The following is a 26,572-nucleotide window of genomic DNA, read 5'->3' as shown; positions in this document are numbered from 1 at the left end:
GGTAATGAAAGAAAATACGTTTTCTCAAGGGAAGAAATTGTTAAAAAATAAACACAGTTTTCCCTGATAAATGAAGAAAATATAAAAAGCGGGTAAAGCTAGAGCGTGTCTGAAAAATCATTCCCGCAATCTGCACGCCCCCACTTTGCGGGATATTTCACCCGAATTCAGTTGCCGTAGCCCGCTACGGCGCCCTCATCCGGGCAAAATATCCCACAAATTGTGACGCACATCTTGCAGAAAGCCTTTTTCAGACACGCTCTAGTGCAAAATATGGAAAATGGAATTGACAACAGTTCAGAAGATATGTTATTCTAAATTTTAGTATGAAAAGACACTATCGTTTTCATGCAAATATTTGCTCACATTCAGAGACAGTTTCTGAATGTTAAGCCATACGGACAGGCGGGGCAGTTGCCGGGTGGGAGACACCACATTATTGATTGAGTTAGAAGCTCAAATTTTATAAGTTGATTACTTTATAATAATCAGTGCGTAAGCACACATCATCTTGTGAAACGGTCAATAAGAGCATAGCATATATTTGCCAGCGATTGAAGACGACAGCAGTCATGAATATTTCAGAATACGGGAACAGGCACAGGATACAGACGGATTTATACGGGAAATCCGGTCAGTATATAAAGAGACAGAGCCTGAGAAATTCTATAGATCATGAGAGAAGCAGATGGTGAATGAACTTATCTGCTTCTTTTTTTGTGCAGATATAGCAAATATATATATAGAAATAATTGAATCATTGTGCCGGTTTGAGGCAGTATACAATTGCTGAATGATAGAACTGTATTTGCCGGTACATGACGACAGGAAAAGAGGAACATGTCAAATGGATTATGAAAGACAACAGCATGCGCCCATATATGAAGCACTGGAACGTTTCCGAAAGAAGAGAGTCGTTCCCTTTGATGTGCCGGGACATAAAAGAGGAAGAGGAAATCCGGAGCTTGCACAGTTGCTGGGAGAGAAATGTGTGGGGCTGGATGTTAATTCTATGAAGCCGCTGGACAATCTCTGCCACCCGGTTTCGGTGATCAGAGAAGCGGAGGAGCTTGCAGCAGATGCTTTTGGCGCAGCGCATGCATTCCTTATGGTAGGAGGAACCACATCTGCAGTGCAGAGCATGATCCTGTCTGTCTGCAAGGCAGGGGATAAGATCATTCTGCCGCGAAATGTACATAAAAGTGCCATCAATGCCCTGGTACTGTGCGGTGCAATTCCGGTTTATGTAAACCCGGAGGTGAATGCGCAGCTGGGCATTTCCCTTGGCATGGAAGTCAGTCAGGTGGAGAAGGCTATGGATGAGAATCCGGATGCGGTGGCAGTTCTTGTAAATAACCCTACCTATTATGGAATCTGTTCGGATCTGCGGACTATCGTAAAGAAGGCTCATGCAAGAGGAATGAAGGTGCTGGCAGATGAGGCTCATGGAACCCATCTTTATTTCGGCAGAAACCTTCCTGTGTCCGGAATGGCGGCAGGTGCTGACATGGCGGCAGTTTCCATGCACAAATCCGGCGGAAGTCTGACACAGAGTTCGCTGCTGCTTTTGAATAAGAGTATGAATGCAGAGAAAGTGCGCCAGATCATCAATTTGACTCAGACCACAAGCGCTTCTTATCTTCTGTTGTCCAGTCTGGATATCTCCAGAAGAAATCTGGCACTCAGGGGAGAGGAATCCTTTGAAAAGGTTGCAGGGATGGCGCAGTATGCCAGAGAGGAGATCAATGAGATCGGCGGTTATTATGCATATGGTATGGATCTGATCAATGGAACCAGTGTTTTTGATTTTGATGTTACAAAACTCTCCATTTATACACTGGGAAATGGGCTGGCAGGTATTGAAGTTTATGATCTTCTCAGAGATGAATATGATATTCAGATCGAGTTTGGAGATATCTGTAATATTCTGGCTTACATTTCCATCGGAGACAGGCTTCAGGATATTGAGAGACTGGTAGGGGCATTGGCTGATATTGAACGTCTGTATAAGAAGGACAGCACAGGTATGCTTTCCGGGGAATATATCGCACCTGCAGTGGTGGCGTCTCCACAGCAGGCATTTTATGCGGAGAAAGAATCTCTGCCCATGGAACAGGCGGCAGGCAGGATCAGCGGTGAATTTGTTATGTGTTATCCTCCGGGAATCCCGATTCTTGCTCCTGGAGAAATGGTGACACAGGAAATTGTAGAATACATTCTTTATGCAAGAGACAAAGGCTGTTCCATGCAGGGAATGGAGGATCCGAAGGTAGAACATCTTCAGGTCCTGAAAGGGGGTATCTGATCATGGAATTATGGTATTCCGAGTTCCATACAGGAAATGTAAAGCTTTCTGTCCGGATTAACCGACAGTTATTTTCAGGGGAAAGTGAATTTCAGAGAATCGATGTGTTTGAGTCTGAAGAATTTGGAAGATTTGTGGCTCTGGACGGTGAGATCGTATTCTCTGATAAAGATGAATTTATTTATGATGAAATGGTCACGCATGTGCCAATGACAGTACATCCCAATGTAAAAAATGTTCTGATCATCGGCGGCGGTGACGGTGGAGTTGCCAGAGAACTGATCCATTATCCACAGATTGAGAGCATTGATGTGGTGGAATCCGATAAAATGTTTGTGGATGTATGTGCGGAGATGTTTCCGGATATTGCCCAGGGACTGAAGGATGAGAGAGTCAACATTTATTATGAAGACGGCCTTCGGTTCCTGCGGAATAAAAAGGCCAGATATGACCTGATCATCAATGATTCCACAGATCCGCTGGGACATACAGAGGGACTTTTTACAAAGGAATTCTACGGAAGCTGTTATAAGGCTCTCAGAGATGACGGAATCATGGTTTATCAGCATGGAAGTCCTTTTTATGATGAGGATGAGGTGGAATGCAGAAAGATGCACAGAAAGGTTTTCCGGTCATTTCCGGTGAGCAGGGTTTATCAGGCACATATCCCTACCTGTCCCTCGGGATACTGGCTTTTTGGATTTGCATCAAAGAAATATCATCCACTGGAAGATTTCAGGCCGGAGAGGTTTGATAATCTTAATATAGAAACATGGTATTATACAACAAACCTTCACAGAGGAGCATTTATGCTTCCAAAATATGTAGAAGATTTACTGGAAGAGGAGGAAAACAGTTTATGAGCAGATTATTGGTAATCGGATGTGGTGGGGTAGCTTCAGTGGCAATTCGCAAATGCTGTCAGAACAGCGATGTTTTTACAGAGATTATGATCGCAAGCAGGACAAAGGAAAAATGCGATGCACTCAAAGAGAAGATTGAAAGTACAACGAAGACAAAAATTGAGACAGCAAAGGTAGATGCGGATAATGCAGCAGAGGTCGCAGAATTGATCAGAGTCTATAAGCCGGATGCTGTCCTGAATGTGGCACTTCCATATCAGGATCTTACCATCATGGATGCATGTCTGGAAGCCGGTGCGGATTATATTGATACTGCCAATTATGAAGCAGAGGATACAGAAGATCCCACATGGCGTGCAATCTACGAAAAGAGATGTAAAGAAAAAGGCTTTACTGCATATTTCGATTATTCCTGGCAGTGGGCTTATGATGAGAAATTTAAGGAAGCAGGACTGACTGCTCTTCTGGGAACCGGTTTTGATCCGGGTGTTACCAGTGTATTTAGTGCCTATGCCCTGAAGCATTATTTTGATGAAATCCATACCATTGATATTCTGGACTGTAACGGCGGTGATCATGGATATCCTTTTGCCACAAACTTTAACCCGGAGATCAATCTTCGAGAGGTTTCCGCAAATGGTTCCTACTGGGAAGACGGACATTGGGTAGAAACAGAGCCTATGGAATTTAAATCTGTCTACGATTTCCCTGAGGTAGGAAAGAAGGATATGTATCTTCTTCATCATGAAGAGATTGAATCACTGGCAAAAAATATTCCGGGAGTACAGAGGATCCGTTTCTTTATGACATTCGGACAGAGCTATCTGACACATATGAAATGTCTGGAAAATGTAGGAATGCTTTCCACCGCACCTGTGGAATTTAATGGACAGGAGATCGTGCCGATCCAGTTTTTGAAAGCTCTTCTGCCGGATCCTGCATCTCTGGGTCCGAGAACAGTGGGTAAAACAAATATTGGCTGTATTTTCACAGGTGTTAAGGACGGAAAAGAGAAAAGTATTTATATTTATAATGTATGTGATCATCAGGAATGCTATAAAGAGGTGGAATCCCAGGCAATCTCCTATACAACAGGTGTTCCGGCTATGATCGGTTCCATGATGGTAGTGACCGGACAGTGGAAGAAGCCGGGTGTATTTAATGTGGAAGAATTTGATCCGGATCCATATATGGAAGCACTGAACAAATGGGGACTTCCATGGAAAGTCTGCGAAGATCCTGAACTGGTAAAGGTCTGGAAAGCCAATGAAGATTGATCAACTGCAAACTCCCTGCTATGTGATCGATGAGAAGAAGATGCGGGAGAATCTGGAGATTTTGAAAAAAGTCCAGGAGGATACCGGGTGTAAGATCCTTCTGGCGCAGAAAGCGTTTTCCGGCTTTGCTCTGTATCCCATGATCGGAAAATATCTGGCAGGTACCACTGCCAGCGGTCTGTTTGAGGCAAGGCTTGGATATGAAGAGATGGGGAAAGAGAATCATGTTTTTTCCCCTGCTTACCGTACAGAAGATATAGAGGAACTGGATCGGATCTGTGACCATATTATCTTTAATTCCACAGCACAGCTGAAGAAATTTAAAGATGTGTGTACCAGAGCCAGTCTGGGACTCCGTATTAATCCGGAATGCTCCACTCAGGGGGATCATGCACTCTATGATCCCTGTGCGCCGGGTTCCAGGCTGGGGGTTACCAGAGAGAACTTTGACGGGGAATGTCTGAAATGGATCGACGGACTGCATTTCCATACGCTCTGCGAACAGAATGCAGATGACCTGGAGAAAACATTGCAGGCAGTAGAGGAGAAGTTTGGAGAATTTCTGTCTGAGGTTTCCTGGTTGAATATGGGCGGCGGACATCACATTACCAGAGAGGATTATGATGTAAAGCTCCTGGAAAAATGTATTCAGCATATGAAGGAAACCTATGATCTGGATATTTATCTGGAGCCCGGGGAGGCTGTTGCCCTGAATGCCGGATATCTGGTGACAGAGGTTATGGACATTGTGGAAAATGAGATCAGAACGCTGATTTTGGATGCTTCTGCAGCCTGCCATATGCCGGATGTGCTGGAGATGCCCTATCGTCCGCCTCTTAAGGACAGCGGGGAAGCAGGGGAGAAGGCATATACCTACCGCTTATCTTCCTGCACCTGCCTGGCAGGAGATGTGATCGGAGATTATTCCTTTGACAGAGAGATCCGGATCGGGGACAAGCTGTATTTTATGGATATGGCGATTTATTCTATGGTGAAGAATAATACATTTAACGGTATGCCGCTGCCGGATATTGCGGTTATGCATGAGGACGGAGAGTGTGAGGTTATCAGACATTTCGGATACGAAGATTTTAAGAGCCGGCTTTCCTGATATCTGCCGGGCTATCAAAGAAAAGGAGACAGACATGGAAGTTACAGAGAAGAACAGAACAAAATATCGTATGCCCGGAGAATTTGAGCCTCATGAGGGATGTGTGATGATCTGGCCGGAACGTCCCGGTTCCTGGAATTATGGGGCAAGGGAAGCACAGAAAGCATTTGTGAAAGTTGCAGAGGCTATTGGAGTGAGCGAAAAGGTGTATATGCTGGTTTCCAAAGCTCAGATGGAGAATGCAAAGAATCAGCTTGGGAATGTTTCCGGTGTGACTTTGCTGGAATGCGAGACAGATGACGCCTGGGCCAGAGATGTGGGAGCAACCATGGTTCTGGATGAGAAAGGGGCGGTCTGTGGAGTTGACTGGCAGTTTAATGCGTGGGGAGGAGACTTTGATGGACTTTACCGGAACTGGGAGAAGGACGACAGGGTGGCTGCCTTTATCTGCAGGACTCTCGGTTGTCCATGTCTGGATGCCAGACCTTTTGTGCTGGAGGGCGGTTCCATCCATTCTGACGGAGAGGGGACTCTGATCGTTACAGAGGCCTGTCTTCTGAGTCAGGGACGCAATCCTCAGATGAGCAGGGAACAGATAGAGGAACAGTTGAAGTACTGGCTCGGTGTCCACAAGATTATCTGGCTTCCATGTGGAATCTATCAGGATGAAACCAATGAGCATGTGGATAACGTGTGCGCTTTTGTAAGGCCCGGAGAGGTTGTGCTTGCATGGACAGAGGATGAGACAGATCCGCAGTATGCCATGTCTTTGGCTGATCTGAAGGTGCTGGAACAGGAAACAGATGCAAAAGGCAGAAAATTTAAGATTCATAAGCTTCCGATTCCTCAGAAACCGGTCTGCCTTACCCGGGAAGATGTGGATGGCTTTGTGTTTGAAGAGGGAGAAGACGAACGGGAAGCAGGAGAACGGATGGCTGCCAGTTATGTGAATTTCTATATTTCCAATGGAGGAATCATCCTTCCACAGTTTGGGGATGAAAATGACAAAAGGGCAGTGGAGATTCTGCAGAAGTGTTTTCCTGAAAGAAGGATTTATCCCATTGATGCCAGAGCCATCATTGTCGGCGGTGGAAATATTCACTGTATTACCCAGCAGATTCCCGGAAAAAATATCTGACCCTGATGCAGAAAACTTTGAGAGTCATGTGTTTGAGGGTTATACCTGAAAGTTATGAAAAAACTTACTTATGTAAACAGGAGCAGGAGGAACAGACAGGATGAGAAATGTAACAGTGGCAGCAGTTCAGATGAAATGCAGTAAAAGTGTGGAGAAAAATATTGCCCATGCAGAGGAACTGGTGCGTCAGGCAGCAGCAAAGGGAGCTGAGATTGTTCTTCTTCCGGAGCTTTTTGAACGGCCCTATTTCTGCCAGGAGCGCAGATATGAGTATTATGAATATGCGCAGACTGCAGAGGAAAACCCTGCAGTGCGTCATTTCAGCAGGGTAGCGGCAGAGCTGGGGATTGTGATCCCGGTCAGCTTTTATGAAAAAGAGGTCAATAATACTTATAACAGCGTTGCGGTTCTGGATGCAGATGGGAAGAATCTCGGCGTTTACCGGAAAACACATATTCCGGATGACCATTATTATCAGGAAAAATTCTATTTCACACCGGGAGATACCGGCTTTAAGGTTTTTGATACCAGATTTGGAACCATTGGAGTTGGAATCTGCTGGGATCAGTGGTTCCCGGAAACGGCAAGATGTATGGCACTGCAGGGCGCAGAGCTTCTCTTTTATCCCACTGCCATCGGAAGTGAACCCATCTTGGAATGTGACAGCATGGAACACTGGAGAAGATGTATGCAGGGACACGCTGCCTCCAACCTGATTCCTGTGATCGCTGCCAACAGAATCGGTGAGGAAACAGTAGAGCCATGTCCGGAAAACGGAATGCAGAAATCTGCTCTTAATTTTTACGGCTCTTCTTTTATCACAGACAACACAGGTGCTCTCTGTGCAGAACTGCCCGGAGGGGAAGAGGGGGTGCTTGTAAGCACTTTTGACCTGGATGCATTAAAGGCAGATAGACTGAACTGGGGACTTTTCAGAGACCGCAGACCTGAAATGTATGCAAAAATTGTCGGAAAATGACGAAAGCAGGAGAATCCGAGTGGATTTGCAGTGTTATTTCCAAAACGATATATGTGTTTATAAGAATTTCATAAAAAGTTTATGATTATATTAGTTGCTACCTGCGGTATATATGGTAAAATAAGAGTACGAACGTTACTGATAACGGAGCGAGCAGTAGAGTTTTGACATGTATTTCTGGCAAAATGGAGTGTAGAAGATGAACAGAAAAGAATTTTTGGAAATCCTGAGAAGCCAGCTTGCCGGTCAGATGCAGGAGGGCAAAGCAGCAGCACATATCAGGTATTATGAAGATTATATACAGTCTCAGGTACGTGGCGGACGTTCAGAGCAGGAAGTACTGCAGGAACTGGGAGACCCGCATCTGATAGCAAAAACTCTGATCGATACAGATGATGGAAGTACACAGGAAGATTACGGAGAGTATTCTTCTTACGGAAGCAGTTATGGCAATGAGACAGAGCTTCCTCATCAGCAGGAGAAAAGATGGAAAAAAGTAATCGATCTTTCTACCTGGCATGGCAGGGCTGTTGTTATTGCAGCGGCGGCTGTTATAATTGTTTTACTGATACTGATAATCGGAGTTGCGATTCCGTTTTTTATTATTCTTGCAATTATTCTTTATTTTCTTTCATGGCTGAAGAAAAGAAATGATCAATGAAAATCTGTGCAGGGTTTCAGAAAAGAAACCCTGCGCAGAATCTTAAAAATCTTAAGTGTAAACGTTCTTGTTTCACGATATTAATTCCCCTTGAATATTTATAATCATACAATCTCAACTTATTTCTATTCTTTAATCCTGCCAGGTGCAGGGAAAAATCCCACATTCATTTTTATATTTTTTGTTCGGAAAGGAGACGGAAAATGAAACACAATTTCAAACTGAAAGAACGCCTTGGAGCTTTGCTGCTTGCAATGCTTTTTATTCTGCAGGCAATTCTGGGGCTTGTGCCTGTCTGCGTAACTCAGGCGGCACCGTTAACTGTAGAAACATGGGACAGTGACAAGGTGGTAGATTATGGTTATCGCTTTAACATGAAGTTTCAGCCCGGAATTACCACATATGAATCTTTTGGGTGTGATAATCTGGACAGGGAAGCTTTTTCAGACAATGGAAAAAGCGAACGTGACACAGAGTGCGTTCGTGTAGGAGCGGACTATAAAGCCGGAAGCGCAGGGATGCGTTATAACAATGTAGGAAAAGATGGAAATGGAAATATTGTTGATGTCAGACTCATTCTTGTGGGAGTAGAGAATGCAGAACCCCGTTATGATCTGCGCACTGCAGAATCGATTGTTCAGAATAAAGGCGGAGCTACGTTTGCATGGAAAGATAATGAAGCTTATCCAATGGTTGGCTTTTCCAAAAACAGTATCGGTGTATTTATTTATTCTGTAGGATACGCAAAGGTTAAGTTTCAGTTTCTGAAGCATGGAACAGAAGAAACACTGCCGATCAGTGGCCATGGAACCATACGTGATATTGATGCGGGACAGGGAGTCCGTATTCCGTCAGACAGCAGTCTGGATAATGCATATGTTCTGAAAAACAATGATTATCTGACGGTAGATGGAAATTCTGTAAGCTCACCCCTTGGTTCCGTTGAGCCGGATGATCCGAGAGGATGGCTGAATCTTTTTTATAATACAGATAATTTTACGGTAGAATTCTGTCATCAGTTCAGACTGGATAAATGGGATAAAAGTCGTGAAGATGCCATTGCAAAAGCCGGTTCTCAGGAAAGATGGGCAGAGATTACAAGAAATAAATATCTGGATCCATCAGGCAACAGTTATTGTCCGAACTTTAAAGGACAGAAATACTGTAAAGCATATGCATATTTTGATTTTACATCCTATTGTTTCGGCGATGTTGAGATGAAAAAAGCACCTGAGAAACGTGTGGGAGAGGCAAACTGTACATGGGAACAGGCAGCTGCTGCATCAAAAGAAAAACCTTTTGGCATTCGTCAGGGACAGGAATTTCAGTATATGATCCGGGCAGAGGTGACACCCAATAGACTGAAATCCTTTGTGGTACAGGATATACTTGAGGATTGTCTTACTATAGAGGATGCATCAAAAGTCAGTATTGTGAATGATGCAGGGCAGACAGTGACAGACTGGTTTGATGTTGCTGTTGAAGGACAGAAAGTGACCTGCAGGGCCAAAGCAGAGAGCCTTCAGGATGAAGCATTTACAGATAATCAGACTTACACATTTACTTTAAAAGTACGCCAGAGACCGGAATCAGAAATTAATATTTCAAAATACCTTGCAGAGGATGGATACAGTATTCTTGTACCAAACCATGCATCCATGAGTTATGAACGTACAAACGGAAGCGGAGATACAATGGATACGGAAACAGTGTGGGTAAAGGGTGTGATTCCACCGGAACTGGAAGTAAAGAAAAATACTTCTCAGTATGAATGGAAAACAGGAGATATCATAGATTATGAGGTTCTGGTTTCTCAGACAAAACAGGATGTAAAAGCAGTAAATGTTGTTATTACAGACGAGCTTCCATCATGTCTGCAGCTTCTGGAAGGGCAGTATGCTGTAGAGACAAGTCAGGGAGGCGAGAACTGTACGCTTACCGGACAGGGAGAAAATGGATGGAAAGCAGAGTGTCCGTCCCTGAAGTATGGGGAGACGATCACAATCCGTTTTAAATGTCAGGCATCTGCGGATTCCAATGGACAGGAATGGGAAAATATTGTGACTGCAACAGCGGATAATCTGATCAATCCTGACACAGGAGAACAGGAATCCAGAAAGGATATGGCAGAAGTATGGCCGAACAGTCCACAGCTTGAAATTGATAAAACAGCAGACAAATATGAATGGCAGGCAGGAGAGCAGGTAGCTTACCGGATCGTAGTGAATAATGTAACGGCAGGAACAATTGCAAAAGATGTAACTATTACTGATATTGGTCTGCCGCAGGGACTGGTTCTGGCAGGTGGTACACAGAGCATGGAAGTACTGGGAGTTCAGCAACAGGTAAACTATCCCGTACCGGATAAGAAAACAGGACAGGCATATGAAGCGAGACCTGTGGATTCTCAGTTGAATGCAGATGAGAACGGATTTTCTTTTTATTGTTCTTATGTACCATACAGTCAGCCTGTAACGATTATTTTCCATTGTATCGCACAGGAAGAGGCAAATGGACACGAAAGCGTAAATGCAGCAACTGTAAAAGCTGTTAATACAGATGAGAGATCTGATGATGCAGAAGTATATGTAAATTCAGGAGAATTCTGGATTGAGAAATCTGCAGATCATTATGAATGGCAGGTCGGAGAACAGGTACAGTACAATGTGGTGGTGGAGAATAAAAAAGCAGGTACAGTGGCCCGGAACGTAACTGTCTGGGATACCGGTATGCCGGCAGGACTTGCGCTTTCATCGGCAGAGGATGTATCGGTAAGCGGAATCCCACAGAATATTACGCAGCTGACAGCAGGGACCAAAGATGTTTTGAACCAGCTCAATCCGGAATTTTATAATGAGACATCAGAGAAACCGGTGAATTATGAATTTCTTCAGGAGGGAAGCGGATGGAGACTGAACATTTCAGATCTTCCGGCAAATACTCCGGTTATGATTTCTTTCCTTTGCACAGTTACGGAAGCGGCAAATGGAATGGAAAGCATTAATGTTGCCAATGTGCAGGCGCAGAATGCCCCTGTTTCACAGGATGACGCAGAAGTGTATGTAAATACAGCAGTTCTTTCTATTGAGAAAAGTTTTCAGAATCCATATCTGGCAGCCGGGGACGGACGTGCGGAAAATGAATTTCGGGTAGGAGAACAGGTGAATTATCAGGTTACGGTTAATAATCTTCAGAAGGGATCTATCGCAAGAAATCTTGTGATCAGTGATCTTTCCCTTCCTGAAGGGCTGGCTCTGGACGGAGCTGAAGATGCTGTTACTGTAAGCGGTGTTCCGGCTGTTATTCAGAATCCGGTGGCAGGAACTGATGATGCAGGAAATCAGCTGAATCCGGAAAATTATAAAGAAACAGTGGAAAAACCGGTCAGCTGTCAGGTTACACGTCAGGGAACCGGATGGATCGTGACGATTTCAGATCTTCCGTATCAGACACCTGTGACTGTTAATTTCCGCTGTACTGCGCAGGAAAGCGTAAATGGGATGGAGATTGTAAATACAGCACAGGCGTATGCAGATAATGCACAGAAAGTAAAGGACTCCTCAAAAATCTGGGTGAACTCGCCTGTTCTTAAAGTAGAGAAGACGACGGACAAACCATTTTACAAATATGGTGATATTATTACATACCGCATTGTCCTGACACAGGAGCAGACCGGATGTGTGGCGCGTAATGTTACTTTGCAGGATGTGATCGATACTCAGGGAGTACGTCTTCTGAAGGATTCGGTGATTCTGATGGATGAGAAAGGAAATGTGGCAGATGCTGATGTACAGATCAATGATGATAATACTTTCCTGATGTCAACAGGCAGGACACTGGTCAGGGATAGTAGATATAGTATCTGCGATAATGATAAAGGCGGTCTTTTTGAGCAGGTAATATATAATCCTCTGGACTGTCAGGAACAGAAAAGTATGATCGTGGAATATCAGGCAGCAGTGATTGATGCAGCCCTGGCAGGACAGAAAGTGCACAATACTGCAGTTGCAGACAGCAGTGAAAAGATACCTGCAACCGGGGAAGCAGAGACAGAGGTACACAGTCCGATTCTGGAAATTGTGAAGGAATCAGATAAGAAAGAGTATGCGTCCGGTGAAAAAGGATATTATAAACTGACAGTAAGACAACTGCGTGAGGATGTCACAGATCAGAATATTGTTATCGAAGATAAACTGGAAACCCAAGGGGCTTCCATTGTAAAAGACAGCATTTTTGTGAAGAAAAACGGTATAGAACTGAAAGATGCCAAAATAGAGGCAGATGATACAGGATTTGTAATTCAGACAGGAGCATCGTTGTCAGATATGGATAAAATTGAAGTCTGCTATGAAATGGTATTTAAAACAGAAAGCACAGAGCCTGAAAAAATTGTAAACACAGCGAAAGCAAGAGGTGATATTTCACCGGAAATTACTGCACAGCAGGAGGCATATGTGAAAGCAAAAGCAGAACCGACTGCCACACCAACACCGTCTGCAACACCGAAACCAACAGAAACACCAAAGCCGACAGAGACACCAAAACCTACAGAAGTACCGAAACCGACAGAGCAGCCAAAAGCCACACCAACACCATCTGTACCGGGAACCTGCCCGAAAATGACTCCTGTACCGACGAAAGCACCGTTGGCATCTTACAATGGTGGAAATAATGGAGGAACGACTTCCGGAAGCGGAGGCAGCAGTTACGCAAATTCGGGTGGATATTCCGGTGGATACGGAAGCTATCAGGGTGGTTCCATGGCAGGAAGTTCTAAAACAGGAGATGTCAGACCGTTTAAAATGATGGCTGTTCTTGGACTTATCGGAATGGGACTGCTGACAGGAGGTGTGGTGATCTACAGAAGAACTGTTTCCGGGAAAAGAAATATAAAGGGTATGCCGCGGAAATGAAAAAACTCAGAACATTTGCAGTAAGTATGATCATAGCAGCAATCGGGCTTCTTATATATTGTGCCGGCTTCTATATAAAAAGTTATGAACAGAATCTTGCAGCAAGGCAGGAATATGCAGAGCTTTCCCAAATGGCAGGGGTGAAGAACAGAGAAGGTGCCGGATTATTGGCAGATGGCAAAAAAACTGATGAAGACAGCAGTACAAAAAACAGTGAAAAAAAACGCAGGAAAAAACAGAGAAGATCTTCTGAATCAAAAAACAAAAACTGTACAGATGAAATCAGGGAATCCTTCGGGATTTCCTGGGAAAATTTAAGAAAGATCAACTCTCAGACAGTTGCCTGGATTACTGTCCCGGGAGCCGATATTTCTTATCCTGTAGTTCAGGCGGCAGATGATGAATATTACCTGAAACATAATTTCAGAGGAGAGGAAGATCTGTTTGGATGTATTTTTCTGGAACATGACATAAAAAAGAATTTTACAGATTCCCACAGTATTCTTTACGGGCATAATATAGAAGGTAATATGATGTTTGCAAATCTGAACCGTTATGAACAGCCTGAATTTCTGAAAAAATGTCCTGAAATTGAGATCACAACACCAAAAAGAAAGTTTCTGTACAAAATTTTTTCTGTGGAACAGGCATCTTCCCAAAGCCCGGCATTTGAATATGGATACAAGTTATCCAGTCCTGCATACAGGAGACAATTATCTATATTGAAAAATAATTCCATGTATGACACAGGAGTAGAGCCTGATGAAAGGGAGAGAATGGTGACTCTGATCACCTGTAATTCACGTCTGGATAAAGAAATACGTATGGCGGTACATGGGATTTGCCATGAATGTTATGGTATAGAAAAAGCTGGGCCGAAGTGATGTTGAAATCAATCGGATATTGGTAACTTTCGTAAAGGATGAACTGTTACTGTTCACATATCACTATCCCTCGAGGTGTTTTGGAAAAAACTAATGAAAAATCTCTCGATATTTTGTATAATTTATGCATAAAAAACAACTTGTTCGTACGTGCGTACAAGTTGTATCCTAAATACAGGAGGGAAGAAGACATGACAGATAATGGAAAGCCGAAATATTTCTCACTGATGGAACAGCTCAGAAGTGATATTATGTCAGGAGCTATCCGACCGGGAGAGAAGCTTCCTTCAGAAAACGAGCTTTCGCAGAAATATTCCCTGAGTAGACATACAGTTCGTAAAGCACTGGGAATCCTGGAGCAGGACGGATATGTAGAGGCATTTCACGGAAGAGGTACTTATTGCTCTGAGAATATGCGCCACATAAAGAATTCAAAGAATATTGCGGTAGTGACCACATATATTTCTGATTATATTTTTCCGAGACTGATACAGGGAATGGATAATGTCCTTTCAGAAAGCGGTTACAGTATTATCCTGAAAAACACAGCAAACAGCAGACAGAAAGAGGCCAGATGTCTGGAGGAACTTCTGAAGAAAGATATTGATGGACTGATCATTGAACCAAGCAAAAGTGAGATGATCTGTAAACACAGAAATCTTTATCAGAATCTGGATAAATTTGAAATTCCGTATGTGTTTATTCAGGGAATCTATTCAGAAATGAGGGATAAACCTCATATTCTTATGGATGATGCACAGGGAGGCTATCTTGTAACAAAATATCTGCTGGAACTGGGACATAAAAAGATCAAGGGTTTCTTTAAGGCAGACGATATGCAGGGACTGGAGCGCCACAAGGGATATGTGAAGGCCTTACAGGAGTCAGGGATTGCCTATGATCCTGATGATGTTGTCTGGTTTCATACAGAGGACAGGAAAGTAAAACCTGCACTGATGGCAAAAGAAATGGTACAGAGCGGACAGCTTCCGGATGGAATCGTCTGTTACAATGATCAGATTGCTGTTCAGGTTATGGAAGAACTGGAGAAAATGGGAGTCAGGATACCGGATGATATTTCCATTACCGGTTATGACAATTCACTGTATGCTCAGCGAGGAAGCGGAATCACAACGATAGCTCATCCGCAGGAAAAGCTGGGAGAAATGGCAGCAGAGCTTATACTTGAGAAGATCAACGGAGTTCCTGAAGAAGAAAGTAAGGTTGAAAGACTGATTTATCCGGAACTGATCATACGGGGATCATGCAGAAAAATATTGTAAACAAATGAAATAAATAAAAAATAAAAATAAATCTAGGAGGAATTTTATCATGAAAACAGGAAGAAACTATAAGTTCTGGTTTTGTACAGGTTCACAGGATCTTTACGGAGATGAGTGCTTAAGAAAAGTTGCTGAGCATTCCAGAATCATTGTTGAGGAATTAAACAAGAGCGGTGTTCTTCCATTTGAATTAGTATGGAAACCAACACTGATCACAAACGAACTGATCCGTAAAACATTTAATGAGGCAAATGCAGATGAGGACTGTGCAGGTGTTATCACATGGATGCATACTTTCTCACCGGCAAAATCATGGATTCTTGGTCTGAAAGAATACAGAAAACCGCTTTGCCATCTTCATACACAGTTTAATGAGGAGATTCCTTATGATACCATTGATATGGATTTTATGAATGAAAACCAGTCTGCTCATGGCGGTCGTGAATATGGTCATATTGTTACAAGAATGGGAATCGAAAGAAAAGTTATTGTCGGACACTGGGCAGATAAAGATGTTCAGGAAAGACTTGCTTCCTGGATGCGTACAGCAGTTGGTATCATGGAGAGTAGCCATATCCGCGTATGTCGTGTAGCAGATAACATGAGAAACGTAGCTGTTACAGAAGGTGATAAAGTAGAAGCACAGATCAAATTCGGATGGGAAGTTGATGCTTATCCTGTAAATGAGATTGCTGATTATGTAAAAGATGTAGCTAAAGGTGATGTAGATGCGCTGGTAGATGAATACTACAGCAAATATGATATTCTTCTTGAGGGAAGAGATCCGGAAGAATTTAAACGTCATGTAGCAGTTCAGGCTCAGATTGAGATCGGATTTGAGAAATTCCTGGAAGAGAAAAATTATCAGGCAATCGTTACACACTTTGGAGATCTGGGTGCTCTTAAACAGCTTCCCGGACTTGCAATCCAGAGACTTATGGAAAAAGGCTATGGATTCGGTGCAGAAGGCGACTGGAAGACAGCTGCAATGGTTCGTCTGATGAAGATCATGACAGCTGGTGTAAAAGATGCAAAAGGAACTTCCATGATGGAAGATTATACATATAACTTTGTACCTGGAAAAGAAGGAATCCTTCAGTCTCATATGCTTGAGGTATGCCCGTCTGTCGCAGATGGTAAGATCGGCATTAAAGTATGCCCGCTTTCCATGGGTGACAGAGAAGATCCTGCAAGACTTGTATTCACAAGCAAGACAGGTCCGGCTATCGCAACATCTCTGATCGATCTTGGAGATCGTTTCCGTCTGATCATCAACGATGTGGAATGCAAGAAGGTTGAGAAACCGATGCCGAAGCTTCCTGTAGGAAGTGCATTCTGGACACCACAGCCAAATCTTAAGACAGGTGCAGAAGCATGGATCCTTGCAGGTGGAGCCCACCATACAGCATTCTCCTATGACCTGACAGCAGAGCAGATGGGTGACTGGGCAGCAGCTATGGGTATTGAAGCTGTTTACATTGATAAAGATACAAATATTCGTGATTTCAAGAATGAACTGAGATGGAATGAACTTGCATTCAGAAAATAATTATTACCATAAGTGATATAAAAGGGTTACTGTGAACGGAGTGAACAGTAACATAAAAGGCTGCCATATCAGACAGGAACAATGGATTGTGCATATATGTCAGAGGATTCATTGGATTGCCTGAGATGGCAGCCCTAAAAATATATAAAAAAAGTACATCAAAAAATCAGGGAGGTACATAAAAATGGGAACAGCAGAAGCAAAAGCAGCGATAATTGCAAATAAAACAGCACTTGGTATTGAGTTTGGTTCTACCAGAATCAAAGCAGTACTTGTAGATGACAAAAATCAGCCAATCGCATCCGGTGCACATGAATGGGAAAACCGTTATGAAAACGGTGTCTGGACATACAGTCTGGATGATATCTGGACAGGTATCCAGGACTGCTATCAGGATATGGCAAAGGATGTAAAAGCAAAATATGACATAGAACTGGAATCCGTAGGTGCATTTGGCGTCAGCGCCATGATGCATGGATATATGCCATTTAACAAAGAAGGAGAACTTCTTGTACCATTCCGTACATGGAGAAACAACATTACAGGAGAAGCCAGCGAGAAACTGATGGAACTGTTCAACTACAACATTCCGCAGAGATGGAGTATTGCTCATCTGTATCAGGCGATCCTTAACGGTGAAGAACATGTAAAAGATATTGACTATATCACAACTCTGGAGGCTTATGTACACTGGAAACTGACAGGTAAGAGAGTTCTTGGAATCGGTGATGCGGCGGGTATGTTCCCAATCGACACAACAAAAGCAGATTATAATCAGGAAATGGTTGATAAATTCGATGAACTGGTAGCACCTTACGGATTCTCTTGGAAACTTCGTGACATTATGCCGAAAGCTCTTGTTGCAGGGGAAGATGCCGGCGTTCTTACAGAAGAAGGTGCGAAACTTCTGGATGTGACAGGTAAACTGAAAGCAGGAATCCCGATGTGCCCTCCGGAAGGTGATGCAGGAACAGGTATGGTTGCCACAAACAGTGTGGCAGTTCGTACAGGTAACGTTTCCGCAGGAACTTCTGTATTTGCCATGATCGTTCTGGAAAAAGAACTCTCCAGACCGTATAAAGAAATCGACATGGTTACCACTCCGTCCGGACATCTGGTAGCTATGGCTCATTCCAACAACTGTACCTCTGACCTGAATGCCTGGGTAAATGTATTTAAAGAGTTTGCAGAGGCTATGGGTATGGAAGTGGATATGAATAAACTGTTCGGAACCCTTTATAATAAAGCACTTGAAGGAGATCCGGACTGTGGCGGACTTTTGTCCTACTGTTATTTCTCAGGTGAGCATATGACAGGCTTTGAAGAAGGACGTCCGTTATTTGTACGTTCTCCTGAAAGCAAATTTAACCTTGCAAACTTTATGAGAACTAATCTGTATACATGCCTTGGAGCCATGAGAGTAGGTCTGAACCTTCTGTTTGAGAAAGAAAATGTAAAAGTAGACCGTCTTCTTGGTCATGGAGGATTATTCAAGACAAAAGGCGTAGGACAGCAGATTCTGGCAGATGCTGTCAATGCACCGGTATCTGTAATGGCTACTGCAGGTGAAGGCGGAGCCTGGGGAATCGCACTTCTTGCTTCTTATCTGGTAAATAAAGAAGAAGGTGAGACTCTGGAAAGCTTCCTTGATAATAAAGTGTTTGCAGATCAGGAAAGCAGCACACTGGATCCAAAACCGGAAGGTGTGGCTGGATTCAATGCATTTATGGACAGCTATATGAAAGGTCTTTCTATTGAAAGAGCAGCAGTAGAGTCTGAAATCTGGTAAATGTTGAGAAACAAATTGTTTGCCGGCGCATATGAAAATGAATAGGAAAAGAAGAATATAAAAAACAGAGCAGCATCGCAGATCATGAGACCGGCGATGCTGTTTTTTTGCAGTTTTTCTGAAATTGTTATCAAGTGATTCGTAGCCGGATAAATACAAAGAGAAAGCCCCGGCAGGGGAGCTGCCGGGACTTTCAAGGGGAGTATAAATAATTAAATAAGGGGTTTATGTAAAAAAAATTTTTGAAGGGTAAATTCTTTTTACAGCTATGATTATAATATAGCTTGGTGAAAAAAGCAACATATTTTGATGAATATTCCCCCCGGTTTTTGGGATAATAGTCAATGTGAAGCACTTTCAGCGATGAAGTGTGGAAGAAAAAAACCGGATTTTGCAGAGTATCAGGAGATCCGGGCAGATAAATCTCATCAGGAGGAAAATAATAATGGCAAAAAACTATGAATCTGAGAGTAAAAACAGCAGAAATTACACAGGAACTTCAGATAAGAACAGCTATGGTAATGAAATGAACCATGCTGGTAATGCAAAAAACAGTGTGAAAAGCAAAAACGAGACAGATTGTAGAAGTAAAGCAAAAAATAAAACTTCCCAGTCTTACAGCTCAGAAGAAGACAGATATTGATTGGATCAGGAGGGGGAAATGCCCCTCCTGATCTGCTGTGAGCCAATTTATGTGTCGGCTGTTTTTTGTCAGGCAGTGGCACATCTGTTCCTGATATCATATGATATAACAAAAAGGAGTCTGCCATGTTTCCGGTGGAAACGATTTCTGCAAAAATGCTGGATTATTATGTGGGCCGAAGGGACACGTTGATCATAGATCTGAGAGAAAAAGAGTTTTATATGCACAGTCATGTAAAAGGAGCCGTAAACATGCCATATGGAGAGATAGACGGATATACAGCCTTTCCAAGAGGAAAAATACTGGTTCTGTACTGCGACAGGGGCGGGGCAAGCCTTCTGCTTGCAAGGCAGCTTGCAAAGCTTGGGTACTGTACCAGGTCTGTCATAGGCGGTTTTGGAGCATATCGGGGAAGAAATCTTGTAATTTCGCCATAAGCATGATAAGGTGTAAGAGAAAAAATACGAACCGGTATATCTTCAGGTTATTTCAGAAATCAATCTGTCGGCATACCTATTGTGCCAACAAGTTGATTTCTCGAACAATCTTGCGTCTAAATTTCTTATTTCCGCGTTGTCGTCGGTCGCCGTAGCCACCGCTACGCCTCCTTCCTCCGCCTTGAAATAAAAAAATTTATCCTGCAAGATTGTTTCAAGAATCAACTTGTCGGCACACTATAAAAGAGGAGACACAAAACTATGAAATATATGTTTGCATCAGATGTCCATGGTTCTGCATACTACTGCAGAAAAATGCTGGATGTCTATAAAGAAGAAAAGGCAGAACGCCTGGTACTGCTGGGCGATCTGCTCTATCATGGCCCGAGAAATGATCTTCCCAGAGAATATGCTCCCAAACAGGTCATTTCCATGCTTAATGACATGAAGAAAGAAATTTATGCTGTACGTGGGAATTGTGAAGCTGAGGTCGATCAGATGGTCCTGCAGTTTCCGGTTATGGCAGACTACTGTATTCTGAACCTGGATGGAAGAACCTTTTATGCCACACATGGGCATATTTACAATGAAAATAATCTGCCTCCGATTCAGGAAGGAGATATTCTGATCCATGGACATACCCATGTACTGAAAGCAGAGCAGAAAGAAGACTATGTACTTCTCAACCCGGGTTCTGTTTCTATTCCAAAAGAAGGAAACCCGCCTACATATGCGATCTTTGAGGACGGTGTGTTTACAATTAAGGATTTTGAGGGAAATATTGTTAAGAGCATAGAATTATAGGGAAGTCCCATCTACATATAGAAAGGATAAAGAATGGAAAAATTTGAACTGATCGCTCCATGTCATTTCGGTATGGAAGCTGTACTGAAACGTGAGATCCTTGATCTGGGCTATGAGATTACCAAAGTAGAGGATGGAAAAGTAACATTCGAGGCAGATGCACAGGGAATCGCAGATGCCAATATCTTTCTGCGTTCCACAGAAAGAATCCTGCTGAAAGTAGCAGAAGTAAAGGCAGAAACCTTTGACGAGCTTTTTGAAAAGACAAAAGCCCTGCCATGGGAAAACTATATTCCCAAGGATGGGAAATTCTGGGTTGCCAAGGCCAATTCTGTGAAGAGTAAGCTCTTTAGCCCGTCTGATATCCAGTCCATTATGAAAAAAGCCATTGTAGAGCGTCTGAAGGGCGTATACGGGGTGTCCTGGTTTGAAGAGGATGGGGCAAGCTTTCCTATCCGCGTGGCATTTATGAAAGATGTGGCCACGATCGGTATTGATACCTCAGGGGTATCTCTGCATAAAAGAGGGTATCGTAAAATGACAGTGAAAGCTCCGATCACAGAAACACTGGCATCTGCTCTGATCATGCTTACGCCATGGAATAAAGACAGGATTCTGGTAGATCCTTTCTGCGGAAGCGGTACCTTTCCTATTGAAGCAGCAATGATGGCAGCAGATATTGCACCCGGCATGAACCGTTCCTTCCTTGCTGAGGAATGGAAGCATCTGGTTCCGAGAAAATGCTGGTATGATGCAAATGAAGAGGCACAGGACAGGATAAATCTTAATATTGAAACAGATATCCAGGGCTTTGACATTGATCCTGAGGCGTTGAAGGCTGCCAGAGCTAATGCAAAAATGGCAGGTGTGGACAAGCTGATCCATTTCCAGCAGAGAGCGGTAAAAGATCTCCGCCATCCCAAACCATATGGATTCATCATCACAAACCCTCCTTATGGGGAACGACTGGAAGAAAAAGAGAATTTAACTCAGCTTTATCGTGAAATCGGGGAAAGCTATGAAAGGCTTGACAAGTGGTCCATGTATCTGATCACATCTTATGAGAAAGCGGAGAACGATATCGGGCGAAAAGCAGATAAAAACCGTAAGATCTATAATGGTATGCTTAAGACCTATTACTATCAGTTCCTTGGACCGCGTCCACCAAAGAAAAACCGTAACTGAGTGCTTCTGTAATTGCGAAAAATCAAAATAAAAAGAGGATACAAAGGATTATGAAAAAAATAATTTTTGCTACCGGAAATCAGGATAAAATGAGAGAAATCCGCGAGATCCTTGCAGATATGGATGTAGAGGTTGTTTCTATGAAAGAAGCAGGAATCCATGCAGATATTGTAGAGAATGGTTCTACTTTTGAGGAAAATGCTGTGATTAAGGCGAAGACAATCTGTGAACTGACAGGGGAGATCACTCTGGCAGATGATTCCGGTCTGGAGATTGACTATCTGAATAAAGAGCCGGGCATTTATTCTGCCCGTTATATGGGAGAAGATACCTCATATCATATCAAAAATGCAAGTCTGATAGAGAGACTGAACGGAGTTCCGGACGAGAAGCGTACTGCAAGGTTCGTATGCGCCGTTGCAGCGGCTTTTCCGAATGGAAGTGTAAAAACAGTGCGTGGAACAATGGAAGGCCGTATAGGCTATGAGGAGAAGGGAGAGAACGGCTTCGGCTATGATCCGATCTTCTACCTGCCGGAATATGGATGTACTTCTGCAGAGCTTTCCAGCAAAGAGAAAAATAAGATCAGCCACAGGGGAAAAGCATTACGTGCCATAAAGGATGAACTGAAATGAAGGTACTGATCGTCAGCGATACTCATGGACAGGATGAGAATCTGGAAGAGACAGTGCTCAGAGAAGCTCCCTTTGATTATCTGATCCACTGTGGTGATGTGGAAGGCAGAGAGATTTTCATTGAGGCACTGGCAGAGTGCCCATGTACGATTGTCGCAGGAAATAATGACTTTTTTACAGATCTTCCCTATGATGAAGAAGTTACCCTGGAGGGACATAAGATACTGGTTACACATGGACATCACTATTTTGTGTCCCGGGATTATGATAAACTTGTTGAGAATGCGCAGGCTAAGGGATGTAAGATTGCAATGTATGGTCATACTCACATGCCTGTGATCGAGAATGAGGATGGGATTCTGGTAATTAATCCCGGCAGTCTTACCTACCCGCGTCAGAGAGGCCGCAGGCCAAGCTATGCAGTTATGCAGATAGAAGAGGGAAAAGATCCTCAGGTCGAGATCAGATACCTCTGAAAAATTATTTAACTGAATCAGGTAAGTTACTTGCGGAGGCTGCGAATATCCGCCTGACTCATCTGACTGTATATTTTTGAGGTATTGTTGATTGGATAACAGCAATACCTCTTTTTACAGATACGTGACAGTAAAAGAATAGAAGAAAAAATTAAAAAAGTTAAGATTTTTTTATTGTGCGAAAAAAATATTTTTTTACAAAAAATCTCAAAAACCAGTAAAAAACCCCTTTTTGTAAACAAAAAAACGATTTTTTTTGAAAAAATCGAAAAGCCCGCAAAGCCTTGTGTTTAGCGGGTTTCATGGACTTTTTGAGGGATAAAAAATCGCTTTTTCAAAAAAAATCAAAAAAAATTGAAAAAAGGTGTTGACATTTGGGGTCGCTTAACATATAATATGTCTTGCGTCGGACAACGAAGCACAAATAAATAAAGAAAAACAGCGGGGTGTGGCTCAGCTTGGCTAGAGCGCCTGGTTTGGGACCAGGAGGCCGCAGGTTCGAATCCTGTCACCCCGACTGCTGTAACAACAACATTACCGTTTCAGCGAAATGCGGGTGTAGTTCAATGGTAGAACACTAGCCTTCCAAGCTAGATACGTGGGTTCGATTCCCATCACCCGCTTCTCTGTATGTACAGAGAGATGTGTCTGTAGCTCAGCTGGATAGAGCAACGGCCTTCTAAGCCGTGGGTCGGGGGTTCGAATCCCTTCAGGCACGCTGTGGTGGGTATAGCGCAGTTGGTTAGCGCGCCAGATTGTGGCTCTGGAGGCCCAGGGTTCGAATCCCTGTATCCACCCTTCGCCTTTGGGCTATCGCCAAGCGGTAAGGCACAGCACTTTGACTGCTGCATTCGCTGGTTCGAATCCAGCTAGCCCAGTCTTTTATATGGAGCATTAGCTCAGTCGGTAGAGCACTTGACTTTTAATCAAGTTGTCCGGGGTTCGAATCCCCGATGCTTCATTAATAGCGGAAATCTTCTGTGAGGTTTCCGCTATTTTATTGCTTTTGCAGAGTGCGAGAATGATTTTTCAGGTACACTCTGAGAATATGAGAAAATGCGGATATGGCGGAATTGGCAGACGCGCTGGTTTTAGGTACCAGTGGGCTTCCCGTGCAGGTTCAAGTCCTGTTATCCGCATTCAGAAAAAGTACCGGTTAAAACGGTGCTTTTTTTGTTTTACAGACATAGTTTTTTGTTGTATAGTTAAGTTATAAACAGGACAGGGAGATTTTGACTATGGATATACAGAAATTTCAGCAGAAACTTACAGAGGTGTGTGAACTTGGAGAGAAGAATGGTAAAGTATTGAAACCGGAACAGATAAAGGAATGCTTTGGCGAACTTGATCTGGACAAGTCACAGCTGATCAAGATATTACAGTATTTAAAATTAAAAGGTATCTCCATTGAAGGTGCGGAGGAGATTTCAGCAGCATCTCAGACCGGCCCGGAAGAAGTATCCGAAGAAAAAGAAGAAAAAGTTCCTTTGACAGCAGAGGAAGAGGCATATCTGAAAGAATATCTGGAAGGTCTTGAAGAACAGGAGCAGGGAGAGAGAAGTGCGGAAGAACTTTTTGAACTGATTTCAAAGGGAGATGCGCTGGCACAGGCAGAGCTGTCACAGAAGTATCTGCGTGCAGCAGCCGAAATGGCGGTTGAAATGAACTGTGAGGAGATTTTTATCGCTGATCTGATTCAGGAGGCAAATATAAGCCTTCTGATGGCTCTGGGAGAGGAAGAACCGGAAGAGAAAGATGAGAAATGGCTGCTTGGACGTATCCGGTGTGGAATCCGCCATGCTATCGAGGAGCAGACACAGAGGAAATTTGAGGATGACTATCTGGTAGCAAAGGTGGAGAAGCTGGAAGCGGCAGTCCGGGAACTTACAGAGGATGAAGAGGATGAAAGTTCAAAGTTCAGTGTAGAGGAGCTGGCAATCATTCTTGATATGGATGAAGAAGAGATCAGGGATGTGCTGCGGCTTACAGGTGATGACAAATAATGCAGTGATGTAGCATTACGGGAAAGGAGAGGGTGATTATGAGTATTCCAACACCACACAACAGTGCAAAGAAAGGTGATATTGCAAAGAAGGTTCTGATGCCGGGAGATCCGCTGCGTGCGAAGTATATTGCGGAGACATATCTGGAGAATCCGGTATGTTTTAACACAGTGAGAAATATGTTTGGTTATACCGGAACTTATAAGGGTGAGCAGATATCTGTCATGGGCAGCGGTATGGGGATGCCATCTATGGGTATTTACAGTTATGAACTTTATAATTTTTATGATGTAGAGAAGATCATTCGTATTGGTTCTGCAGGTGCGCTGCAGGATGATGTAAGCGTAATGGACGTTGTGATCGCTATGAGTGCATGTACGGATTCAAATTATGCAAGCCAGTATCAGCTGCCGGGGGCTTTTGCACCGACTGCAAGCTATAATCTGGTTGCGAGAGCAGTAGAGGTTGCAAAGGAACAGGGAACTCCGGTTCGCGTGGGTTCTGTTATATCTTCAGATGTGTTCTATGGAGATAATCCGGAGAGTTCGAAGGCATGGAGAAAGATGGGGGTTCTCTGTGTGGAGATGGAGTGTGCGGCGCTGTTTATGAATGCTGCGAGAGCCGGTAAGGAGGCACTGGGGATTCTTACGATTTCGGATCATGTTTTCAGGGATGAGGCAATTTCTGCGGAGGCCAGACAGACTTCGTTTAACAGGATGATGGAGATTGCTTTAGGAATTTAAAAGATAATCCTGGTATAAAAAGGTTCTTTGGCTGGTATGTGGGAATGCTGGTCAGAGGGCTTTTTTTAATTCAGTAGGGACGCGTCAAAAAATATTTCATTTCATGTGCGGTTTCGGACACTAAGATATTCTAAGCCGTCAAAAATCTGCTAAAAGCATGAGCCATCAAGGACAAACTCGCTTCGCTCAGACAGTGTCCTTGATGGCTCATAACGCAGATTTTTGGCGGCTAAGAATATCTAAGTATCCTGCAAATGCACATGAAATGAAATATTTTTCGATGCTGTTTTTTCATATGGAATGAATGAAATTTTGGCTACGTTACTGAGAACGGAGTGAGCAGTAACAGTTAATGACGACTGTTCTCAAGAAGAGCGATTGAAAAATTTCTCATATTGTGTTAATATCAAAACAATATGGGAGGTATTTTGAATGCAAATTAGAAAATCGGCGGAGGATTATTTGGAGGCAATTTTGGTGTTGTCTAAACAGGGGGGCGGTGTTCGTTCTATTGATATTGCGACGATGCTTGGGGTATCGAAACCGAGTGTGAGTCATGCGATGAAGCTGTTACGTGAGGATGGCTATATCGCGATGGATCGTTATGGTACGGTGACGCTTCTGGATAAAGGGGCTCAGATTGCAATGCATATTTATGAACGCCATACAGTGTTGAGTAAGATGTTGGAACGTCTCGGCGTAAGCCCGGAAGTTGCAAAAGAAGATGCGTGTAAGTTAGAGCATGACCTGAGCGATGAGAGTTTTACTAGGATAAAGGAGCACTTCCACAAGGTGATTGGGGAAGTTGAATAGCGGATAAAATAAACTCCCCCCGTCGGTGATATGCTACCCTCATATAGGACAATGAAATATAAAAGTCCTATATGGGGGTAT

The 26,572-nt window shown here is 43.3% G+C and carries 25 protein-coding genes and 7 tRNA genes; 30 read left to right on the top strand and 2 right to left on the bottom strand.

From position 1 onward, the window contains the following. Positions 1-40 precede the first annotated feature (40 nt). Entirely contained in the window at positions 41-121 is an 81-nt protein-coding gene (locus LI074_RS17785) for a hypothetical protein (protein ID WP_306505412.1), read from the bottom strand. Positions 122-167: 46 nt separating this feature from the next. Then, positions 168-221 carry a DUF6783 domain-containing protein gene (locus tag LI074_RS17780; protein ID WP_319792444.1) on the bottom strand — a complete coding sequence of 18 codons (54 nt, stop codon included), beginning with the start codon at positions 219-221 and terminating at the stop codon, positions 168-170. On the opposite strand from LI074_RS17780, the gene LI074_RS17775 reads away from it, so the two are divergent. The 30 genes from LI074_RS17775 to LI074_RS06535 all read left to right on the top strand — a co-directional run bounded on the left by LI074_RS17775 (position 198) and on the right by LI074_RS06535 (position 26,491). Beyond that, positions 198-290 carry a DUF6783 domain-containing protein gene (locus LI074_RS17775; RefSeq protein WP_319792445.1) on the top strand — a complete coding sequence of 31 codons (93 nt, stop codon included), beginning with the start codon at positions 198-200 and terminating at the stop codon, positions 288-290. The genes LI074_RS17780 and LI074_RS17775 overlap by 24 nt on opposite strands. Before the next feature lie 254 nt (positions 291-544). Then, positions 545-679: a hypothetical protein gene (locus LI074_RS06675; RefSeq protein ID WP_255610858.1), complete on the top strand. Its 135-nt coding sequence runs from the start codon at positions 545-547 to the stop codon at positions 677-679. Between the two features lie 168 nt (positions 680-847). After that, positions 848-2,305 carry an aminotransferase class I/II-fold pyridoxal phosphate-dependent enzyme gene (locus LI074_RS06670; protein WP_022380826.1) on the top strand — a complete coding sequence of 486 codons (1,458 nt, stop codon included), beginning with the start codon at positions 848-850 and terminating at the stop codon, positions 2,303-2,305. Between the two features lie 2 nt (positions 2,306-2,307). After that, the gene (gene speE, locus LI074_RS06665; RefSeq protein WP_008708139.1) at positions 2,308-3,168 is read left to right on the top strand and encodes a polyamine aminopropyltransferase; all 861 of its coding nucleotides are present in this window, start codon (positions 2,308-2,310) and stop codon (positions 3,166-3,168) included. After that, positions 3,165-4,445, top strand: coding sequence for a saccharopine dehydrogenase family protein (locus LI074_RS06660; protein ID WP_055059924.1), 1,281 nt, complete (start codon positions 3,165-3,167; stop codon positions 4,443-4,445). The genes speE and LI074_RS06660 overlap by 4 nt, the downstream gene beginning before the upstream one ends. Then, positions 4,435-5,556, top strand: coding sequence for a carboxynorspermidine decarboxylase (nspC, locus tag LI074_RS06655; protein ID WP_173698016.1), 1,122 nt, complete (start codon positions 4,435-4,437; stop codon positions 5,554-5,556). The genes LI074_RS06660 and nspC overlap by 11 nt, the downstream gene beginning before the upstream one ends. 34 nt (positions 5,557-5,590) lie before the next feature. Further along, positions 5,591-6,694: an agmatine deiminase gene (gene aguA, locus LI074_RS06650; protein WP_055059925.1), complete on the top strand. Its 1,104-nt coding sequence runs from the start codon at positions 5,591-5,593 to the stop codon at positions 6,692-6,694. Positions 6,695-6,794: 100 nt separating this feature from the next. Continuing rightward, positions 6,795-7,673 carry an N-carbamoylputrescine amidase gene (aguB, locus tag LI074_RS06645; RefSeq protein WP_055059926.1) on the top strand — a complete coding sequence of 293 codons (879 nt, stop codon included), beginning with the start codon at positions 6,795-6,797 and terminating at the stop codon, positions 7,671-7,673. 199 nt (positions 7,674-7,872) lie between these two features. Beyond that, positions 7,873-8,334, top strand: coding sequence for a DUF1700 domain-containing protein (locus LI074_RS06640; RefSeq protein ID WP_020437299.1), 462 nt, complete (start codon positions 7,873-7,875; stop codon positions 8,332-8,334). A gap of 203 nt (positions 8,335-8,537) precedes the next feature. Next, positions 8,538-13,247 carry an isopeptide-forming domain-containing fimbrial protein gene (locus LI074_RS06635; RefSeq protein WP_265107657.1) on the top strand — a complete coding sequence of 1,570 codons (4,710 nt, stop codon included), beginning with the start codon at positions 8,538-8,540 and terminating at the stop codon, positions 13,245-13,247. Continuing rightward, positions 13,244-14,131, top strand: a complete 888-nt coding sequence (gene srtB / locus LI074_RS06630; RefSeq protein WP_020437297.1) for a class B sortase — start codon at positions 13,244-13,246, stop codon at positions 14,129-14,131. The genes LI074_RS06635 and srtB overlap by 4 nt, the downstream gene beginning before the upstream one ends. Positions 14,132-14,322: 191 nt before the next feature. After that, positions 14,323-15,414, top strand: a complete 1,092-nt coding sequence (locus tag LI074_RS06625) for a GntR family transcriptional regulator (RefSeq protein WP_008708150.1) — start codon at positions 14,323-14,325, stop codon at positions 15,412-15,414. 49 nt (positions 15,415-15,463) lie between these two features. Next, a complete protein-coding gene (gene araA / locus LI074_RS06620; RefSeq protein WP_062807438.1) occupies positions 15,464-16,963 on the top strand; it encodes an L-arabinose isomerase in 1,500 nt (499 codons plus the stop codon). Positions 16,964-17,147: 184 nt separating this feature from the next. After that, positions 17,148-18,752 carry a xylulokinase gene (locus LI074_RS06615; RefSeq protein WP_022379895.1) on the top strand — a complete coding sequence of 535 codons (1,605 nt, stop codon included), beginning with the start codon at positions 17,148-17,150 and terminating at the stop codon, positions 18,750-18,752. Between the two features lie 445 nt (positions 18,753-19,197). After that, positions 19,198-19,395 (top strand): hypothetical protein, encoded by a 198-nt coding sequence (locus tag LI074_RS06610; protein WP_022379894.1) that lies wholly within the window; start codon positions 19,198-19,200, stop codon positions 19,393-19,395. Positions 19,396-19,520: 125 nt separating this feature from the next. Beyond that, positions 19,521-19,832 (top strand): rhodanese-like domain-containing protein, encoded by a 312-nt coding sequence (locus LI074_RS06605; RefSeq protein ID WP_173698015.1) that lies wholly within the window; start codon positions 19,521-19,523, stop codon positions 19,830-19,832. A gap of 261 nt (positions 19,833-20,093) precedes the next feature. Then, positions 20,094-20,636 (top strand): phosphodiesterase, encoded by a 543-nt coding sequence (gene yfcE / locus LI074_RS06600; RefSeq protein ID WP_055059932.1) that lies wholly within the window; start codon positions 20,094-20,096, stop codon positions 20,634-20,636. Positions 20,637-20,669: 33 nt separating this feature from the next. Next, complete coding sequence (locus LI074_RS06595; protein ID WP_055059933.1) at positions 20,670-21,821, top strand: THUMP domain-containing class I SAM-dependent RNA methyltransferase; 1,152 nt, start codon at positions 20,670-20,672, stop codon at positions 21,819-21,821. 50 nt (positions 21,822-21,871) lie between these two features. Further along, positions 21,872-22,456 (top strand): XTP/dITP diphosphatase, encoded by a 585-nt coding sequence (locus LI074_RS06590; RefSeq protein ID WP_081018911.1) that lies wholly within the window; start codon positions 21,872-21,874, stop codon positions 22,454-22,456. Further along, positions 22,453-22,932: a metallophosphoesterase family protein gene (locus LI074_RS06585; RefSeq protein WP_055053061.1), complete on the top strand. Its 480-nt coding sequence runs from the start codon at positions 22,453-22,455 to the stop codon at positions 22,930-22,932. The genes LI074_RS06590 and LI074_RS06585 overlap by 4 nt, the downstream gene beginning before the upstream one ends. A gap of 442 nt (positions 22,933-23,374) precedes the next feature. After that, positions 23,375-23,449 (top strand) — tRNA-Pro (locus LI074_RS06580). A 35-nt stretch (positions 23,450-23,484) separates the two neighbouring features. Beyond that, positions 23,485-23,555 (top strand) — tRNA-Gly (locus LI074_RS06575). A 21-nt stretch (positions 23,556-23,576) separates the two neighbouring features. Continuing rightward, a tRNA-Arg gene (locus LI074_RS06570) sits at positions 23,577-23,650 on the top strand. Positions 23,651-23,655: 5 nt separating this feature from the next. Next, positions 23,656-23,729: transfer RNA gene (locus LI074_RS06565), tRNA-His, on the top strand. A gap of 9 nt (positions 23,730-23,738) precedes the next feature. After that, a tRNA-Gln gene (locus LI074_RS06560) sits at positions 23,739-23,810 on the top strand. A 10-nt stretch (positions 23,811-23,820) separates the two neighbouring features. Continuing rightward, a tRNA-Lys gene (locus LI074_RS06555) sits at positions 23,821-23,893 on the top strand. A 97-nt stretch (positions 23,894-23,990) separates the two neighbouring features. Continuing rightward, positions 23,991-24,071: transfer RNA gene (locus tag LI074_RS06550), tRNA-Leu, on the top strand. A gap of 99 nt (positions 24,072-24,170) precedes the next feature. Next, a complete protein-coding gene (locus LI074_RS06545) occupies positions 24,171-24,935 on the top strand; it encodes a hypothetical protein (protein WP_025581185.1) in 765 nt (254 codons plus the stop codon). Between the two features lie 38 nt (positions 24,936-24,973). After that, a complete protein-coding gene (gene deoD, locus LI074_RS06540; RefSeq protein ID WP_055059935.1) occupies positions 24,974-25,678 on the top strand; it encodes a purine-nucleoside phosphorylase in 705 nt (234 codons plus the stop codon). Positions 25,679-26,110: 432 nt separating this feature from the next. Further along, the gene (locus LI074_RS06535; protein WP_055053059.1) at positions 26,111-26,491 is read left to right on the top strand and encodes a metal-dependent transcriptional regulator; all 381 of its coding nucleotides are present in this window, start codon (positions 26,111-26,113) and stop codon (positions 26,489-26,491) included. The last annotated feature ends 81 nt before the right edge of the window (positions 26,492-26,572 follow it).

Origin of the sequence: Blautia sp. MSK18_10 (genome assembly GCF_020553185.1) — a bacterium.
Taxonomy (GTDB): domain Bacteria; phylum Bacillota; class Clostridia; order Lachnospirales; family Lachnospiraceae; genus Blautia_A; species Blautia_A wexlerae.
This window is presented reverse-complemented; position numbering and strand designations above follow the sequence as displayed.

Bases quoted from the DNA above. Each gene is read 5' to 3' on its own strand.
- LI074_RS17785 (WP_306505412.1), bottom strand. From the start codon at position 121: ATGATTTTTCAGACACGCTCTAGCTTTACCCGCTTTTTATATTTTCTT.
- LI074_RS06670 (WP_022380826.1), top strand. From the start codon at position 848: ATGGATTATGAAAGACAACAGCATGCGCCCATATATGAAGCACTGGAA.
- speE (WP_008708139.1), top strand. From the start codon at position 2,308: ATGGAATTATGGTATTCCGAGTTCCATACAGGAAATGTAAAGCTTTCT.
- LI074_RS06660 (WP_055059924.1), top strand. From the start codon at position 3,165: ATGAGCAGATTATTGGTAATCGGATGTGGTGGGGTAGCTTCAGTGGCA.
- nspC (WP_173698016.1), top strand. From the start codon at position 4,435: ATGAAGATTGATCAACTGCAAACTCCCTGCTATGTGATCGATGAGAAG.
- aguA (WP_055059925.1), top strand. From the start codon at position 5,591: ATGGAAGTTACAGAGAAGAACAGAACAAAATATCGTATGCCCGGAGAA.
- aguB (WP_055059926.1), top strand. From the start codon at position 6,795: ATGAGAAATGTAACAGTGGCAGCAGTTCAGATGAAATGCAGTAAAAGT.
- LI074_RS06640 (WP_020437299.1), top strand. From the start codon at position 7,873: ATGAACAGAAAAGAATTTTTGGAAATCCTGAGAAGCCAGCTTGCCGGT.
- LI074_RS06635 (WP_265107657.1), top strand. From the start codon at position 8,538: ATGAAACACAATTTCAAACTGAAAGAACGCCTTGGAGCTTTGCTGCTT.
- srtB (WP_020437297.1), top strand. From the start codon at position 13,244: ATGAAAAAACTCAGAACATTTGCAGTAAGTATGATCATAGCAGCAATC.
- LI074_RS06625 (WP_008708150.1), top strand. From the start codon at position 14,323: ATGACAGATAATGGAAAGCCGAAATATTTCTCACTGATGGAACAGCTC.
- araA (WP_062807438.1), top strand. From the start codon at position 15,464: ATGAAAACAGGAAGAAACTATAAGTTCTGGTTTTGTACAGGTTCACAG.
- LI074_RS06615 (WP_022379895.1), top strand. From the start codon at position 17,148: ATGGGAACAGCAGAAGCAAAAGCAGCGATAATTGCAAATAAAACAGCA.
- LI074_RS06610 (WP_022379894.1), top strand. From the start codon at position 19,198: ATGGCAAAAAACTATGAATCTGAGAGTAAAAACAGCAGAAATTACACA.
- LI074_RS06605 (WP_173698015.1), top strand. From the start codon at position 19,521: ATGTTTCCGGTGGAAACGATTTCTGCAAAAATGCTGGATTATTATGTG.
- yfcE (WP_055059932.1), top strand. From the start codon at position 20,094: ATGAAATATATGTTTGCATCAGATGTCCATGGTTCTGCATACTACTGC.
- LI074_RS06595 (WP_055059933.1), top strand. From the start codon at position 20,670: ATGGAAAAATTTGAACTGATCGCTCCATGTCATTTCGGTATGGAAGCT.
- LI074_RS06590 (WP_081018911.1), top strand. From the start codon at position 21,872: ATGAAAAAAATAATTTTTGCTACCGGAAATCAGGATAAAATGAGAGAA.
- LI074_RS06585 (WP_055053061.1), top strand. From the start codon at position 22,453: ATGAAGGTACTGATCGTCAGCGATACTCATGGACAGGATGAGAATCTG.
- LI074_RS06545 (WP_025581185.1), top strand. From the start codon at position 24,171: ATGGATATACAGAAATTTCAGCAGAAACTTACAGAGGTGTGTGAACTT.
- deoD (WP_055059935.1), top strand. From the start codon at position 24,974: ATGAGTATTCCAACACCACACAACAGTGCAAAGAAAGGTGATATTGCA.
- LI074_RS06535 (WP_055053059.1), top strand. From the start codon at position 26,111: ATGCAAATTAGAAAATCGGCGGAGGATTATTTGGAGGCAATTTTGGTG.